This is a genomic window from Streptococcus panodentis, assembly GCF_017884005.1.
Taxonomy (GTDB): domain Bacteria; phylum Bacillota; class Bacilli; order Lactobacillales; family Streptococcaceae; genus Streptococcus; species Streptococcus panodentis.
The window spans coordinates 16,266-32,750 of the sequence record NZ_QFAY01000020.1 but is presented as its reverse complement, the minus strand read 5'-3'; the positions used below and the strand labels follow the sequence as shown (position 1 = coordinate 32,750).

General features: G+C 44.4%; 12 protein-coding genes and 1 pseudogene. 1 reads left to right on the top strand and 12 read right to left on the bottom strand.

The annotated features are described in order from the left end of the window. The first annotated feature begins 19 nt into the window (after positions 1-19). Complete coding sequence (locus tag DHL47_RS09380; RefSeq protein WP_206512716.1) at positions 20-550, top strand: transcription repressor NadR; 531 nt, start codon at positions 20-22, stop codon at positions 548-550. A gap of 37 nt (positions 551-587) precedes the next feature. Here the strand turns inward: DHL47_RS09380 and DHL47_RS09375 are convergent, their stop codons facing one another. The 12 genes and pseudogenes from DHL47_RS09375 to DHL47_RS09320 form a co-directional block, all read right to left on the bottom strand. Next, positions 588-1,055 (bottom strand): 8-oxo-dGTP diphosphatase, encoded by a 468-nt coding sequence (locus DHL47_RS09375; RefSeq protein WP_128837465.1) that lies wholly within the window; start codon positions 1,053-1,055, stop codon positions 588-590. Positions 1,056-1,139: 84 nt separating this feature from the next. Further along, entirely contained in the window at positions 1,140-1,325 is a 186-nt protein-coding gene (locus DHL47_RS13405) for a hypothetical protein (RefSeq protein WP_245335598.1), read from the bottom strand. Between the two features lie 284 nt (positions 1,326-1,609). Beyond that, complete coding sequence (locus tag DHL47_RS09365) at positions 1,610-2,155, bottom strand: DUF1697 domain-containing protein (protein ID WP_209551680.1); 546 nt, start codon at positions 2,153-2,155, stop codon at positions 1,610-1,612. A gap of 129 nt (positions 2,156-2,284) precedes the next feature. Further along, positions 2,285-3,991, bottom strand: coding sequence for an ABC transporter permease family protein (locus tag DHL47_RS09360; RefSeq protein WP_209551679.1), 1,707 nt, complete (start codon positions 3,989-3,991; stop codon positions 2,285-2,287). 1 nt (position 3,992) lies between these two features. Further along, positions 3,993-4,694 carry an ABC transporter ATP-binding protein gene (locus DHL47_RS09355; RefSeq protein WP_209551678.1) on the bottom strand — a complete coding sequence of 234 codons (702 nt, stop codon included), beginning with the start codon at positions 4,692-4,694 and terminating at the stop codon, positions 3,993-3,995. A 444-nt stretch (positions 4,695-5,138) separates the two neighbouring features. Beyond that, positions 5,139-9,650, bottom strand: coding sequence for a DEAD/DEAH box helicase (locus tag DHL47_RS09350; RefSeq protein WP_209551677.1), 4,512 nt, complete (start codon positions 9,648-9,650; stop codon positions 5,139-5,141). Between the two features lie 229 nt (positions 9,651-9,879). Continuing rightward, positions 9,880-10,770, bottom strand: a complete 891-nt coding sequence (locus DHL47_RS09345) for a Fic family protein (RefSeq protein WP_209551676.1) — start codon at positions 10,768-10,770, stop codon at positions 9,880-9,882. Positions 10,771-10,899: 129 nt separating this feature from the next. Continuing rightward, positions 10,900-11,397, bottom strand: coding sequence for a GNAT family N-acetyltransferase (locus tag DHL47_RS09340; protein WP_209551675.1), 498 nt, complete (start codon positions 11,395-11,397; stop codon positions 10,900-10,902). Continuing rightward, positions 11,363-11,928, bottom strand: a pseudogene (locus tag DHL47_RS09335) (GNAT family N-acetyltransferase). The gene DHL47_RS09340 and the pseudogene DHL47_RS09335 overlap by 35 nt, the downstream one beginning before the upstream one ends. A gap of 4 nt (positions 11,929-11,932) precedes the next feature. Beyond that, positions 11,933-13,921, bottom strand: coding sequence for an excinuclease ABC subunit UvrB (gene uvrB / locus DHL47_RS09330; protein WP_209551673.1), 1,989 nt, complete (start codon positions 13,919-13,921; stop codon positions 11,933-11,935). Positions 13,922-14,250: 329 nt separating this feature from the next. After that, entirely contained in the window at positions 14,251-15,198 is a 948-nt protein-coding gene (locus DHL47_RS09325; RefSeq protein ID WP_209551672.1) for a CPBP family intramembrane glutamic endopeptidase, read from the bottom strand. A gap of 229 nt (positions 15,199-15,427) precedes the next feature. Then, positions 15,428-16,372, bottom strand: a complete 945-nt coding sequence (locus tag DHL47_RS09320) for a CPBP family intramembrane glutamic endopeptidase (RefSeq protein WP_209551695.1) — start codon at positions 16,370-16,372, stop codon at positions 15,428-15,430. Positions 16,373-16,485: the final 113 nt, after the last annotated feature.

The following is a 16,485-nucleotide window of genomic DNA, read 5'->3' as shown; positions in this document are numbered from 1 at the left end:
CCTTGAAGAATCCCGACTTTTGGTTTACAATGAAGCTATGACCAAACTAAGACGAGAACAACTATTAGACCTTTTGAAAACCTCCTCTGCCGCCGTCAATGGCCAGCTGCTGGCAGAGCATTTCCATGTGACCCGCCAGATTATTGTGCAGGACATTGCCCTGCTGCGGGCCGACGGTGCACCGATCCTCTCGACCAACCGCGGCTATCTTTACAAAGACCGCGAGGAAAGCACGGCTGTTCACCAGCTTTTCAAGGTCCAGCACCAAGCTGAGGATATGGAGGCTGAGCTGCTGGCAATCGTGGACAATGGCGGCCGCGTACAGAATATCCTGATCGAGCACCCGGTCTACGGTGAGATTCAGACTTATCTGAAGCTGACCTGCCGCCGGGATGTTCAGCATTTTCTCCAGCAGGTCGCATCCTGCGCCTTTCGCCCCTTATCGGAGCTGACAGACGGCGTCCACTACCACCTAGTACAAGCCGACTCCCAGCAGGATCTGGACTATGTCGAAGCTGCTTTGAGAGACCTAGGATTTTTACAGGAATAAATAAAAACTGATTAGGCACTAACCTAGTCAGTTTTTTCTAATACATACTCTTGCGCCAGCCGCCTTCAATCCGCTCATGATAGTAATATTCCGACAGCTCCTCATCTTCCATCATGCGCAGGAGTTCCAGCAAATCGTAGGCCAAGTCCAGCTGGGGCAGCGTCTCTTTGTCCACCCAAGAGATTTCACCTTCCTCAGTCGAATGCAGCTGACCGGAAAATTCCGTTGCCTTGTAGCAAAAGACCAGATAGCGAATCCCGTCATCCCTATGCCAGTTCTTGACGCCGACCAATTTTGGATGGCTAATAGTCAAGCCTGTTTCCTCTAAAACTTCTCGCACGACAGCATCGTGCAGAGACTCACCTTTCTCAATATGACCGCCCGGAAAGGCATAGCCAGACCAGTGATAGCGCTCAGGAGAGCGGTACTGCATCAGCACTTTTCCACACGCCTCATCTTCGACCAGGCAGATGTTTGTTAAGATGGTTTCTTGGGAACGGGACATGGATTTTTTCCTTTCGATACAAAGCAGCGAATTTTACAGTGACATTATAATAGCTCTCAGCAGATTAGTTCGTTAGAGAAATGATCAATCAATATAGCGAACACGATTGACTTTGGTTTTCATGAGGTAAAGATTAAGCAGGTCGTGATGTTCATCATAGGCATCTAGTAAGAACCCCTTATGCAGGATGATTTCACTTTCTTTTATCGAGTATTCTATACTAATCGGAAAACTTGAATCATGGGAATAGGAAATAACCATAGACATCATGAATTCCAAAAACAGAGTCAGCAAAAAACTAAGAATACCTCAAATAATATAAGACCAGTGGAAACTTCTGCCCTCCAAGAAAAGAAACCAGAGGTGGGCAAACAAGGTAAGCACTAAGCAAAACAGCCAGATATCCCCAGCATCGGTGTAAAGGAAAGACCAAATAAGCCCAGTATAAACTGGCTCAAAACACAGAAAGCCAGCAAGATATAGAGCGCTGCCCAAAAAGTTTTGCTGGAAAATATCAAAGCTTTCATTTTTTACTCTCCACCTCAAAATAAATCTTAATCCTTCCCAACCAGCTCCAAAATCTTCTGGAAGGTCTTGCCGTTGCGGATGGTCACTTTCTTATAGAAGCTAGACTTGAGCAATTTCTTGTGATAGTTGGACTTGAGATAGTCTGCCTGGTCAGCATTGCTGTAGAAAAAGGCCGTCTGCCCAAAGTGGATCTGCTCCTTGTCGTTACTCCAAGTCTCGGTCTCAGCCATGATCTGCTCCCGATCCGCCTCGGGCAGGTAAAAAAGCACATCCCGGCGATAGGCAGACTCATCCCACCACCAGGCCGGCAGTCGTTTTGCTTCCTCTTGTAAAATAGCAGAGCTGAGGAGGACAAAGGGCAGGGGAAAATCATAAGTCTGGGCAAAATAGCTTTCCAGCTTTTCCCTAATCCTCTCCTCCCCTTCCTCGCTGTTAAAAAAGAGATTGCCGCTGTTGATGTAGGAAACTGCATTTTCAAAACCCAGCTCCTCCAAATCAGCCTTTAAATCAGCCATAACAACCTTGTTTTTCCCGCCGACATTGATGCCGCGGAGTAAAAGAATGTAGCGCATAAGGATCCTTTCAATCTTATTAATGAAGTGGTAGCTCTTTGAGAAAAGACATACTACAAATAGAGGGAGAAAACATTCTGTCTCCTAAGGCCTTGCGACTCCTTATCTTAAAAATCTTCATACACTTTCTCACCACTCTGATAAAAATTCGGCCTGCCGATTGTCATCCCTGATTTTTTTAACCCTTTGGATAAATAAAAATCGGATGATAAAAATGAGGGCGTTTAGGATGGCAAACATATAAACAAGGGTGATCCAGCTAAGCTGGAATGGCATATAGTCCCCTGTCTGAAGCGAGGTCATAATCTGTATATTCCTTGCGACATAGATGGCCACGGGCAGAGTGAGGAGGAAAAGCAGATTGCTTATCACAATGTAGGGATTCAGCAGGATACGGTAGATTTCTTTTTCCTCATATCCGAGTAAATCAAAGATGAATAGGTTCTGAATATTCCCGTGCAAGCCAATAAAGACTGCCAAATAAATCAGCAAACAACCCGTTATGACACCGATACTTTGGTTAATAATGGCGCTTGCTCTGTTAGAGGTCTGACTTCTTTGGACCTGGGATAATTTTTCCTCTAGGGAGAGAACCTTGCCCCCGCCTTTTTCTGGAGAGCTATTGGTCAATCTGCCATTAAAACTGCCATCCGCTTCAGCTACCATAGCGGACGCTTGGTCTCTTGGGATATATATGGTCTTTAAATCGGCATTCTCCGCAAATCCTGCCACCTTTATCCGATGCCGCTTTCCCGCTACGATTAGCTCTAGGCTATCCCCAGCTTTAAGGCCATAATTCTCCCGCAGCTCAGGATTTACAAAGACCCCCTGGGTGGGATTGAGAATTTCTCCCCTGCTGCCAAGCAGCTGAAATAAATCATTTTGACCGCTAAAGGCAAGGGCCTGATAGGCTATCCTTTCGCCATTCATCACGAGGTCCACATCGTATCGAAGATAGGTTACAGAATCTGAAGCAGGGACAGCCTCTTCCTTTTGGTAGCTATCATAGCTGATATCATAAGAATAGTGCCGACCCGCCTTCTGAGATTCAAGGATTTTAGAAGAGCTAAAAGTAAGAGACAGACTCAGGACAAACATGATACTAAACGTAAGGATAGCAATCAACAAGAGACCTAAGGTGCTGAAATAAGCCAGCGTCAGCTTAAATCTAAATTTATGCTTCATCGGCAGCTTTTGAATCATCTTTTCTATCAAACCGGGACGGTGGGTTGTACCGTCTGTCTGTTTCATCATTAGGGCAAGATCTGTATTTCTCACTGTCAGGCATGCCAGATAGGCAAGAGCACCTAGGAAAAGACTGAGGATCAGAGTGCCCGTCATAAGAGACTGCAGAGAAAGCCCCTTACTCAATCCCTGGACTAGATAGGTCTGGCTATTGGCAGAAAGGAGAATGTCGGAGCCCCAGAAGCCCAAGGCCAAGCCAAGCAGGGAACTGATCAGGGACAATCCGCTGATTAGCAGACCATAGCTTGCCAGCACACTGGAGAAAGAAAAGCCAAGAGCCATGAGCTGGGCCAGCTGCACCCGATTTCTTTGGAGTGTCCCTCTGATGAACAAGGATAAAATCAGGGAAAAGATAGCCACCATGGCAACAGTAATGTTCCGAATCAATAGTTGATTGCTTTTCAAGGCTGTGAGGTAATTGGCCTCATTAGTGGATAATTGTGCACCACCTAAACGCAGTAAATTGGCATCAATCGCAAAATGAACGAAGAAGTACATAAAGGAAGTGAAGACAATAATCAGAGACAGAATGGCCACCATGGTCCTCTTGGCAAAAAAGTCTCTGGATAGATATTTAAAGATCAAACCCATCTTAAATCTCCCAACTCATTTGATTTGGCGACAGCTTTTCCCTATTGATGTCATCCCTGACAATACGGCCATCTTCCAAGAGCAGAATCCGATCAGCTGTTCTGGCAATTTCTCGATTATGGGTCGTAAAAAGAATACTGGTCCCGTAGGTTTCCTTGATAGCATGCAGTAAAACAATAATCTTCTTACTATTTTCGCTGTCCAGAGCGCCCGTCGCCTCATCACAAAATAAGACAGCCGGTTTCTTGATAACAGCTCTGGCCATGCAGACCCTCTGCTGCTCACCGCCCGACAGCTGATGAGGATATTTGCTCAAGAGCTTCTCAATTCCCAGCAGAGAAGCCAATTCTTCCAGGTCAGCTGCCTGAGCGGCATACTTGCTGCCTAGCTGAATGTTCTCTTCCACTGTTAGATTGGGAACTAACAGATAGTGCTGAAAGACCAAACCAATATCTTCCCTCCTAAACTTGGCCACTGCCGATTTACTGAGCTGACCGATTTCCTTGCCCTGGTATAAGACCTGTCCAGAACTTGGTTTCAGCAGAGAAGAGAGAATATTAAGCATGGTTGACTTTCCTGAGCCGCTGTGACCCAAGATGGCCACAAACTGCTGGTGATCGATTCTCAGATCCGTATTCTGCAGGACGTAGCGGTCCTCATATTTTTTACTGATTGATTTGGCTTCTAATAGCGCTTCTGTCATGGCAGACTCCTTTATTTTATTTAATACTCAAAGAAAATCATCAGCAAACTAGGCCGGAGCAGACATGATGGTAGATAGTTGCTTCATCATGTCACGAGAAAACCCAAGGGACTTTCTCTAACTCCTGCACTAACTGATTGTCTTGAAAATAATTGTTTCAAGAAAGATGGTGTCTGTGTAAGTCGCAGACTGCTCAAAAGCTCCAGTGGAGGTTTTGAGGCTGTGGATACAGCTTCCGGTAGGAAGTGTCAAGAGTACGGCAAGCTTGGTGAAAGCTTCGCTTTCTTCATCTGCAACCTTTAACAGTCCCCCAGACTGTTAAAGCTGACGTAGTTTGAAGAGATTTTCAAAGAGTATAACGACACAGCCCTGTAAACCAGTCTGTATCAATAGCAGCATCAAAGCTGGCAGTTGATAGACACACAGCGCTTAGTATAGTAGAACTTATAATTTCTTGCCCACTTGACTTGTGAAAATCAAACCGTCTGATGGCAGTGCATCTGCAGGCGAACTGTAATTTTCTTCAAACATATCCTTCAAAAATGAATTTAATTCAATATATTTGAAAAGACCGCTATGACAACAATGATTTCGTTTGTCTTTCGCTTCTGACAATTTCTTTTTATAGGTTTCTAGCCATTTTTCATCGTACTCGGGGAAACCTCTTTTAGCCAAATGTTCTTCAATTTTTTGCATGTTATTTTCAAAGATGTATCCAAAAGTTCCTAATGTTGTATCTTCAGGTTTAATTTCAGATAATGTTGTTTTTCTTTTGGCCTTAAACGTTGGTAAAAGAACTTTAAGACCATCTAGTAAACAATCTTTCACATGCAATTCCAGAGCCTTGCAGAATAAAATCGCACAGCAGGATGCATCAAGATTTTCATTCTCTAAATATATACGCTGCATCAGATAATAAATTTTTATCCCCCACTCAATATTTTTTCTGACTTCTGAAGACAGCTGCTGCAATTCAGCATAAGTCTGAAAACCAAAACGATGCAGCTGCTCATCAGTCAGAGGACGTGCATAGACCTGTTCTGTATTCAAAGCATCAATGAACTCGGCAGTTTCAACTGATAGTTCCTTTTCTCCAGCCTCATTAATGGTTTCCGACACGGGGAAAGACGCAAGATTAGGAAGCTGGTTATTTATTTCAGCAGCTTCTTTGCTATCTAAATCTTTGGAATCATTCTTGTCAATTTCTTTCAGCTTATAAGTATCAATAATTGCCTTAGCTTTTTGAACATATTCATTTTTCTGCCAAGCCTGAATGTCCCCAATGACATAGAGGCGATATTTTGCTCTGGTTACAGCGACATTGACGATATTGCTATTCACCCAGTTAATAGCGCCGTTAGCAGCTTGACTGGTATCACAGCCCAAGAGGAAAATGACTTGGTCCGCTTCTTTGCCCTGAAATTTATGGACAGTGCCGATATTGTTTTTTATCCAATCATTCAAGGACTTTTCTTCTGGAGCATATCCTGAATGCCCATGTTCTCTTTGTTTTCTGCGAATTCTTAAAGCATCAGAGATGCCATTCTTAACTGTATTGAAAGGAGTGATAATAAAGAGGCTCGGTATCTTATTTTCTTGCTCCTTAACCAGTTCAAAGGCTTTGAAAACCAATTCAACCGCTCTTTCTCCTTGCCTTTCATTATAATGGTCTTTATTTCCTCTTTCATTCCCCGCAATATTAATCCAGCAAGAACTGCCGACAAAGGTTCTCTTCAGCTTCTCATCAGGTTCCTTTGTCTGTTGTTTCATCATACCATCATAGGAAATGGCATTGGAAATTTCATACATAGGTGAGATACATCGCCGATGCACAATCAAAGGACTTCCGACCCATTCAGGATACTCTGTACCGTTTTCTAAGTAGTTTCCATAAGGATTGATTAAGTCTGCACATTTCTGAACGGATATGTTTTTCTCCTTGTAAGCCGCATAAGAATCTCCCCGAAAAGCTCCTTTTAGCAGTCTCAAATCATCCGTGACAATGGGCTCAACCTGCCTTGGATCTCCTACTATAATAGCACGTCTGGATCTATTTAGGGCACCCAAGGCCATTTGAGGCTGGGCCTGCCCCGCTTCATCAACAATCAGCATGCCAATGCTATTCTTAACTTTCAGATCCGCCAAAAATTTCCCGACAGAAGCAAAGGTAGAGGAAACAACTGGAACCAACAAAAATAAGGTTTGATAAATGGCAGGAACCAATATTTGCTTATCCTCTGGATGAAATTCAACATATTCCTTTTCTCCTTTATATTTTCCAGTCATATAGGCAAATAAATGATGCAGATTTTCTTTGCAGGATTTTGATGACAGGACAAAATACTTATTTAATCTGATTGCCAAGTAAAACAGCTTCTCCCGTTCCCTGTCATAACGCGCCGTCAGCCAAGGATTTTCAACCTGCGCTGCTGTTATTTCTTTTTCATCAGACCCTGTCAGTTTATCAATCAATTCTTGATCGAGCGGAGTATAGCTTTCCATCGGTTCTTTAGGAACACGCGCAGCCTCTACTTGCTCCTGAAGCTTTAAATATTCAGATTCTGTTTGTTTGAATGCTTTTTCCTGTTGCTTCATCTCTTGTCGTTTTTCTGAAATATTCCTTTGAAGCTCCTGAATTTCTTGTTCCAAGCTGCTTTTCTGATAGCTATATTTTTGCAGTTCTTCCTCAAATGCTGCTGCATCTGACTTTATGCTTTGACAGTTCATTTCTTCAATACTGATTTTTTCCTGCAACCGCTGGCACTGCTTATCATACTCATCAGCCAACTGCTGAGTGGCCTTTTGTTTATCCCCGCCCAGCAGCTTGTCCAATAGTTTAGCCCAAAAACCAAGTCTGTTCAGAGCATCAAACGCCAGCTGACGCTTTTCTAAAATATCATTCTCAAGCTTGTCAATGCTTTCCTGAGACTGTTTTAGTTCATTCTGCTTTTCAGCCAGCACTTCTGCCAGTTCCCTGGATTCTTGTTTCTTCTGCGTTAAATCCTCTTCAAATACTGAAAGAGAGCTTTGCATCTGACAGACTTGTTGTAACAAAGTTTTCTTTTGATCTTGAAAATCTCTCTTCTGCTGAGGAAACACATTTGAAGCCTTGTAGTACCTTGTAAAAATCTTACTTTGACTAGCTAGTTGATTTTGCATTTTTTCGACAATATCTAACTGTCTTTGAAAATCTTTCCGAACTTTGCCATACTCCCTATGATAATAATCATAATCCATAGAATCATCTGGAAACTTAGAATTTGGAAGAATATCCAGAATTGGTGCCAAAATTTGATAGGTGAAGTCTTTGATGTTATTTCTGTTACCAAGCGGGGCAGCAATCAGTCCCCAAGCTTCTTTTTTGTCTTTCTCCTTACTTCCTAGTAAATTCGACGCTAATTTAGAAAAATAAATATCCTTTTCTTTGATTTTTTCATAACGGTTTATTGTTTTGTTATAAAATTTGTAACTTTGTTCATCCTCACTATTGTCTACGATATAATAGCTTCTGATTTCTTCCAAAGACTGCTTCACTTGCTCACTGTCTCCCGAAGACACCCGCAAATCTTTAAGCAGCTTTTCTTCCTGCGGCAGTTCTTTGGTAATATTCTCCACAGCCGTGTTATTGCTGGACACAACCAACATACCGTAATCATTAATCTTATCATTTTTTAGGGAATAAAAGTTCCTGTGATATTCATTGTAATATGTATTTCCAACCCTTCCGTGTTTAAATTTTCTGACAGTGAAAGCATGATCTGATTGTTGATACTCAGCCAAGCATTTTGCCCGTTCAACAACATTATTAGCAATAATCTCTTTCAATAAGGTTGTCTTGCCGCTTCCCGGAGGACCATTAACTGAGAATATAGGATATTTCACATCCGGAAAAGCACCGCTAATTTTTGATGTTGCCGCATTAACGGCGATTTGCTGCATCAATGAAGGTCGGAACCTTGAAGGCCATTTAGCTATCGGTGTATTCTGTACATCTAAGGCATTCATCAAAAAATCTCTGTATTCAGACTTTTTATCTTCTTTGATATTGATGACATTCTTCCTTTTAATGGTTGGATGATGGTTAAAATCATTGCTGGCTTCTGTGATGTACTTCCGAATAGCTCCATCCATTCCATCATAGCCAACCCTGCCGTTTGCAATCTCATCATAGAGCCACTTCATATCATCCATGTAGAAAGTTTGGCTCAGGTTATTATACTCAAAATCCTTAGCCGAATTTTTCTCTCTCGTTTCTTCGTCAAGATATGCTGTAAAAACAAGAGAAAGTTCTTGCTTTTCTGTATTTTCCCACTGATTTCCGAGTTCCAAAGGTCCTACATATTTTTCTTGGATAACGGACAAAAGATTCCTTAGATGTTCAAACTTAATCATTTCATTTTCCTGAGAATGACTCAAAGTCTCGTTCAGGATTGCTTCGATTTCATTTTTATCCTGTTCAAATGTATTTAAAGATAGGTTGTCAGAAATATTTTTGCTGCCACTGTTTTGCAGCTCCTTGAGGGCCCACAAAATCGGAGATAAATCAAACGAACCAACTACATAGATTCCGTCTGGATTTAGCTGCAGACTTGCCCAAGCAATATAATCTTTATTTTTTTCCGGTCGTTCCTCCTTTGAACCCAGTAATTTCGCAATCTTTTTTATGCAATCCTCACGCTCTATTTTTCCAAGGTAAACTGTAATATTCCCCCAGGTTGTTAGTTTGTGCGGTTTGTAGTCTCTGCTCAACTCATCGATGCTAGTTTTGATCTGCCTAAGAATATCTGTACTTCTATCCAGACTAAGACAATATTTTAGCGTTTTTACATTATCTGATTCATTTAGTCTGTTTTTTGCATCGCGACGAATTTTCTCTTCCTCTAAGCTATTTTGATCCAAAAACTCATTTATATACCAGTAGTCCAGAATGTGAAGTTCTTTTGTGTGATTAGTCATCATGCCTCCTTTTCGTACACGAGCAGTCTTTTGGCCATAAAATAACCAAAAGTTTTGATCAACAGTCAAAATTCCTTATGATATACATAAAGAAAATAATATATATTATACCATTTTTTAGAGAGGCTAACTTATCTTTTTTACATAAAAAACTTTACAGTGTGTCATTTTTTAGTAGCAAAATAAAAAATCCTCCCAATTCGTAAGATTGAGAGAACTTAACTAATAATCATTTCAAAATATCTAAATATCGATCCAGCTGCTCATTTACATATAGAGCAAAGAGATTTTCCATCTTCGAGATACTCCCCTTAGTATGATAATCATCAAAAGCACTGTAATAAGAAAGTCTATCAGAAAACTTAATGTCAATAGGCGGATAGCCTGCTTTCATCAGCTCTAAGTTGACTAAAAGCCTGCCTGTTCGGCCATTCCCATCAATAAAGGGATGAATACGTTCAAAATCTATATGAAATCTGGCCAGTTTTGAAAGGATTCTCTCTTTATTATTTTGATAATCCAGTAACAACTTTTCCATTTGAGGCTGGATAAGATAAGGCTGGGGCGGCTCATGAGATGCACCCATAATACGCACTGGAAGCTTCCTGTATACACCCCTATCTTCCTTTTTATCAGCTAAAACGAGATAATGAATTTCCTTAATGACTTGTTCAGTTAAAGGATTATTTTCCTTGACTAACTGACTAACATATCTAAAAGCTTCCCCATGACCGATAGCCTCCATATGGTCTTTTAAAGGTTTCTGATCAATGGTCAAACCTTTTAAGACCATATCTGTTTCACGCAGTGTAAGAGTATTTCCCTCGATTGCATTTGAATTATAAGTGAACTCAACCATAAATTCTTCATTTAAACGCTCCACTTCGCCTTCAGTCAGAGGTCTCAGGCCCTTTAGCTGCTCCAGCTTTTCATCAATGAGCTTGACAATGCTTACAGCCTGCTGATACCTTCCATCTGAGGGTTTCTGGGCATCCGAAGGAATTTGCCAAAACCGTCCATGATGAACTGCTCCGGCTATCCTTCCCTCCGTACACAAGGCCCGAACCCTTCTCTCGGAAATCCCCCATCTCTGTGCCGCTTCTTTCACAGTCATATACATAAAACCACCTCACTTGCATTTATTATATGTTATTAACGGAACAATAGCAAGTTTTACGGAATAATGCAAGTCAAATAACGGAACAATAGCAAAATAGGCAAATAAGATTTTACCAGTCTACTTTAACTTTTAAGCGACATCTCGTTTCCTGTAAACCATCCGTTTCTCTCTCACCAACTTCCCTAATTCAATAGTCTTTTCCTGACCGTCAAAGCAAAACCCCATTTTCTGATAGAAAGCGATGGCTCGTTTGTTGTCTTCTAAAACCCATAGCAGAATGTCTTGATAATCTGCCAGAAGAAGGAAAGCAGCCTCCATCAAACGCTGGCCGACACCCTGCCCATAATACTCTTTCAGAACATAAAGGGCAAAGATTTCGCCCGCCTGCATCTTAGAATCCCGAAAATCGCCGTAGCTCAGAAAACCAATAACTTTTGAGCCATCCAGAGCAATCAGAGTATTGTCAGGATAGATCTGACTGTAAAATCGGCACCTATCCAGCGTCATTCCTTCCTGAAAATCGGTTGGCAGGATAGCATCATAGGCTTCCCGCCAGGTCTGCCAATGAACCACAGATTTGGCTTCGATTTCTTCAGGGGTTTGCATTGGTTTGATGGTGATATTCATTTACTCTTCTCCCCATTCTTCCCTCAAGATACCGTATTTCATACTATCGTGGTATCGCTCTTGGTAATATCTGACCTTGCGGATGCAGGCTTCTTTTTTCAATCCTAAGCTCTCAGCCAAGCGCATCATGCCAGAATTGCCCGACCAAGTGGTCAAGCCCAGCCGCTCCAACTCTGGGCAGTCTTGAAAAGTCTGTCTTAGCCAGAGTTTCATAGCACATTTGCCAATTCCTCGTCCCCAGTCTGATGGCTGGTAAATGGCAATCCCCAGTTCCATCCAGCGAGTTTCCTTGCATTCCCAGTACCGAGAAACCGTCCCGACCAAACGGCCGTCCTGAAAAATACCAAGGCGATTAGGGTTTCCCACAAACTTCTCAGCCTTGTCCTTTTGAAATGCAAGAAAATCAGCATAGTGCTGGTAATCATCAAAGTAGGGAGCATCAAACTTTTTCCATTCTGGATGAGGTTGGGAATAGGCCATTTCCCACAAAAGAGGTAAATCTTCCTTTGATAATTGTCTTAAAATGGTCATCTCCCTAATCCACCGCCTTGATTTCCAGAATCATATCACGGATCTGTGCAGCCAGCTCGAAGTCCAGAAGTTCAGCGGCTTCCTGCATCTGGGCTTCCAGTTTTTTGATCATGTCTTTGCGTTCCTGCTTATTGAGGCTTTCGATTTCGACGGCTTCTTCCTTGTCAGGCAGGGCAGCCTTGGTCACGCTGATCAGGTCGCGGATTTCCTTCTTGATGGTCTGCGGGACAATGCCGTGCTCTTCATTGTAGGCCGTCTGGATGGCCCGGCGGCGGGCAGTCTCATCAATGGCCTTCTTCATAGAGTCGGTCATGGTGTCGGCATACATGATGACATGGCCCTCACTGTTACGGGCAGCCCGGCCGATGGTCTGGATGAGGCCGCGTTCATTGCGGAGGAAGCCTTCCTTGTCCGCATCAAGGATCGCAACCAGACTGACCTCGGGCACGTCAATGCCCTCGCGCAGCAGATTGATCCCGACCAGAACGTCAAAGACACCCAAGCGTAAGTCTCGGATAATCTCGGTCCGCTCCAAGGTCTTGATGTCCGAGTGCATATACTTGACCTTGACGCCCATTTCCTTGAAGTAGTCGGTCAAATCCTCGGCCATTTTCTTGGTCAGGGTGGTGATAAAGGTCCGCTCGTTTCTCTCCACGCGCGCATTGATTTCGCCCAAAAGGTCATCAATCTGCCCCATAGTTGGACGGACTTCGACTTCCGGATCTAAGAGGCCGGTCGGCCGGATAATCTGCTCAATGACTGTATCGGTCTGCTCCTTCTCATAATCCCCCGGCGTTGCTGATACATAGACGATCTGATGAACATGGCTTTCAAACTCCTCCCGGCGCAGGGGACGGTTGTCCAAGGCAGACGGCAGGCGGAATCCGTAGTTGACCAGCATCTCCTTGCGGGAGCGGTCGCCATTGTACATCCCTCGAATCTGGCCCATAGTCATGTGGCTCTCATCAATCATAATCAGAAAATCATCCGGGAAAAAGTCCAGCAGGGTATAGGGCGGCTCGCCTTCGCTGCGGCCGTCCATGTGACGGGAATAGTTTTCCACTCCGTTAGTATAACCCATTTCCCGCAGCATCTCAATATCGTAGTCCGTCCGCTGCTTGAGGCGCTGGGCTTCCAGCAGCTTGCCTTCTTTTTCAAAGATTTCCAGCTGCTGCTCCAGCTCAGCCTGGATCTTGGCAATGGCTGTCTCCATGTGGTCGTCATTGGTCACGAAGTGGGTGGCTGGGAAGATAGCCAAATGGTCCACATCCCCCAGTACCTGGCCTGTCAGGGCTTCCACCTCACGGATCCGGTCAATTTCATCACCGAAAAATTCCACCCGAAAGGCATGCTCATCCCGGGAAGCTGGGAAGATTTCCACTACATCGCCGCGCACACGGAACTTGCCCCGCTGAAAGTCAATGTCATTGCGCTCAAACTGGATGTCTACTAAGTCATTCAGCAGCTTGTCCCGGGAAATCTCCAGCCCCGGCCGCAGGCTGACCACGCTGTCGGAATATTCCTTGGGCGAACCCAGACCGTAGATACAGGAGACAGAAGCTACGACGATGACATCATTGCGCTCCAGCAGGGCCGAGGTCGCCGAATGGCGGAGCTTGTCAATCTCGTCATTAACCGAGCTGTCCTTTTCGATATAGGTGTCAGACGAAGGCACATAGGCCTCGGGCTGGTAGTAGTCATAGTAGGAGACAAAGTATTCCACGGCATTGTTCGGGAAAAACTCCTTGAACTCGCCATAAAGCTGGCCAGCTAAGGTCTTGTTATGAGCGATGACCAGGGTCGGCTTGTTGACTTTTTGAATAACCTGGCTCATGGTGTAGGTCTTGCCGGTTCCGGTCGCCCCCATGAGAATCTGGGCCTTCTCCCCGCCCTCAATATTGTCCACCAGCTGCTCAATGGCCTGGGGCTGGTCGCCGGATGGTTCATATTTTGAGACCAGTCTAAATTTATTATCTGTAATTCTGTTAATCATGTGCATTCCTCACTTTGTGCTGCTACCATTTTACCATATTTACTCTCTTTTCTCTGGCTTTTGAAATGCCTAACTCTTCGAAAATCTCTTCAAAGCACGTTAGCGTCGCCTTGCCCTACTTAACGGAACTTCCTTTGGAAAGTTGTATTTACAGTCCCTCCGGACTATTTGAGCCGCGAGAGGCTGGGACAGACGCCCATGATGTCTGCTTCTGCCTGCTTCGCTGATGATTTTTATTGAGCATCAACTGTTTTTCCTCCTTTCACTCCACAAATCAAAGAGGCTGGGACAAAAAGTATCGCCGCCCAGATTTGCTGGACGGCGATGCTTTACTTTTTGATAGACAGGCTCTGGGGCAGCTTGCCATCCTTTTTGAGCGACCAATAGAGATAGGCGATGCAGCCGATGAGGACGATACTGGTCAGGATGGAACCTTCTGCTCCGAAAGCCCCTCCGGAAAGCCAGTCCATATTGGACTGATTGCTATAAGCCAAGAGAGAACCATTGGCCCCTTGACCGCTGACTTCTATGCCATAGATATTACCCTGCACAAAATTCCAAGCTCCGTGCATGCCAGCTAGGACCCACATATTGTCATACCTAAGCATGAGAAAGCAGGCAAAGATACCGTCGAGGACGATATTGACGAGGGAAAGAACGGTCACCCCGGGATTGAAGATATGAAGAGCGCCGAAAAGCAGGCTGGAAATCAGGATGCCGACCAGAATATTGGACTTTTCAGAAGCCGTGGGAAAAAGCCAGCCACGGGTCACCAGCTCCTCAGCTCCTCCCTGAAGGATCCAGAAAGGGATAATGGTCAGGATAAAAAGCAAAGTCTGCAGACCAATCTGGCCCAGTGACAGGCGGCCCGTACCGGTGATGGCTAACAGAGCCACAACGATAGAAAACTGCCCAGCGCCAATCAGGAATCCCTTACCTAACTCTCTGAGCCAGCCGGCCTTATAAAATCCTAGACTGGCAAAGGGGCGTTTCTCAACAAAACGAACCCAGAAAAAGACGGCCAAAACAATAAAAGCAAAGAGCAATAACTGGAAATAAATCTGAAAAGGCTGGACCATGCTCTGAAGTGCAGCTCCATTGATATCTGGATTTGCCATCTTGAGGCCAAGGCCCATAGAGAAAGCTAGGATAAACATGACAATGGCACCGAAAAATTCCCCGCCATAGACCAACAGCAGGGCAATCAGGACAGCCAGCAAAACAGGTGGGATATAGCGAGACTGCTTGACAGCCTCCAGCATACGAGATTGGAACATAGAAAACTCCTCCTTTGGCGAATATAGTCTTTTAGTTTGCTTTTAATACGAGGCAGCGAGCTGCAGACAGTACTGGCGTACGGCAAGGCGAGCTAACAAAGTAATAAAAGATCAACTAAATGACGATAGTATAGTATTTTAGTTTGCTTTTAACAGCGGCAGTGGGCAGACTCCGCTCTTATATTATTATAGCATAAAATTTAAGCGAAATCAAAAACAGCACTTGGATTCAGTGCTGTTTTTGAGGGGAACTCAAAAGTCTGGCCAGACTGCCGTCTTTTTTCATTCTCCAAAGCAGGAAGGCGATTGCCAGCAGGGTTACCAGAGAGCAGTAAAGCGAAGCTTCTGCTCCAAAGCTCCCTCCAGTCAGAAAGGACAGCTCAGACTGGGGAATGAAATTAAAGGCTGCCGCATCAATACCAGTCCCGCTGACGCTGAAGCCATAGATATTGCCCTGAGTAAAGTTCCAAGCTGCATGGAGGCCGACAATCCCCCAGACATTGTCGGTCCAGAGCAGATAGAGACTGGCCAGAAAGCCAAAGAGAGCAATATTAAGAATGGGAAGGAAGCCAATACCAGGATTGCCCAGATGCAGGAAAGCAAAGAGCAGGCTTGAAGTCACGAGACCTATGGGCAGATTGGTCTTTTTGACCGCGACCGGCAGCAGCCAAGCGCGGGTCACCAGCTCCTCGGTCCCGCCCTGAATGATCCAAAGCGGAATCAAGATCAAAATGTAGATCAGAGGCTCCAATGTCAGATAGCCCCACTCAAAATGCCCGACACCAGTCAGCAGCATCAAGAGAGCGACCAGACTAAAGAGGACAAAGCCCAATCCAAAGCCCTTGAGCAGATTTAGCAGCCAGCCTTTTTTGACAAAGCCCAGACTGCCAATCGGCCGGCCTTCTGCAAAGCGGACCCAGGCAAAGAGAGCCAGCGCCATAAAAATGAAGCCAAACAAGAGAAAAGGCAAGGCAAAGTTAAAAAAGATTTCAAAAAATCCGCCCTGTCCCAGCCAGCCCAAGAGCAGGCTGAGAAGCGCCGAAATCGGCTCTAAAGCCAGCACTGCCAGCTTTTGACCGCCCAAAATAAATACAGCTGCCAGCAGCAGGGAAAGAAGATAAGGCGGAACAAAGCGGGCCTGTTCCACTCCTTCTAATATACGCGATTGTTTCATCATAACCTCCTCATACAGGAAAAGAAGAGAGAGTGAGACAGCCTCCTCCGCTCTTTGGCAGACTCTAGACTTATAGTCAATGAATACCATTTTCCTCTCTTTAGTATAGCAAA

Excerpts from the sequence above, each read along its gene's own strand:
- DHL47_RS09325 (WP_209551672.1), bottom strand. The coding sequence starts at position 15,198 with ATGTTCCAATCTCGTATGCTGGAGGCTGTCAAGCAGTCTCGCTATATC.
- DHL47_RS13405 (WP_245335598.1), bottom strand. The coding sequence starts at position 1,325 with ATGATGTCTATGGTTATTTCCTATTCCCATGATTCAAGTTTTCCGATT.
- DHL47_RS09340 (WP_209551675.1), bottom strand. The coding sequence starts at position 11,397 with ATGAATATCACCATCAAACCAATGCAAACCCCTGAAGAAATCGAAGCC.
- uvrB (WP_209551673.1), bottom strand. The coding sequence starts at position 13,921 with ATGATTAACAGAATTACAGATAATAAATTTAGACTGGTCTCAAAATAT.
- DHL47_RS09355 (WP_209551678.1), bottom strand. The coding sequence starts at position 4,694 with ATGACAGAAGCGCTATTAGAAGCCAAATCAATCAGTAAAAAATATGAG.
- DHL47_RS09375 (WP_128837465.1), bottom strand. The coding sequence starts at position 1,055 with ATGTCCCGTTCCCAAGAAACCATCTTAACAAACATCTGCCTGGTCGAA.
- DHL47_RS09320 (WP_209551695.1), bottom strand. The coding sequence starts at position 16,372 with ATGAAACAATCGCGTATATTAGAAGGAGTGGAACAGGCCCGCTTTGTT.
- DHL47_RS09350 (WP_209551677.1), bottom strand. The coding sequence starts at position 9,650 with ATGACTAATCACACAAAAGAACTTCACATTCTGGACTACTGGTATATA.
- DHL47_RS09360 (WP_209551679.1), bottom strand. The coding sequence starts at position 3,991 with ATGGGTTTGATCTTTAAATATCTATCCAGAGACTTTTTTGCCAAGAGG.
- DHL47_RS09345 (WP_209551676.1), bottom strand. The coding sequence starts at position 10,770 with ATGTATATGACTGTGAAAGAAGCGGCACAGAGATGGGGGATTTCCGAG.
- DHL47_RS09365 (WP_209551680.1), bottom strand. The coding sequence starts at position 2,155 with ATGCGCTACATTCTTTTACTCCGCGGCATCAATGTCGGCGGGAAAAAC.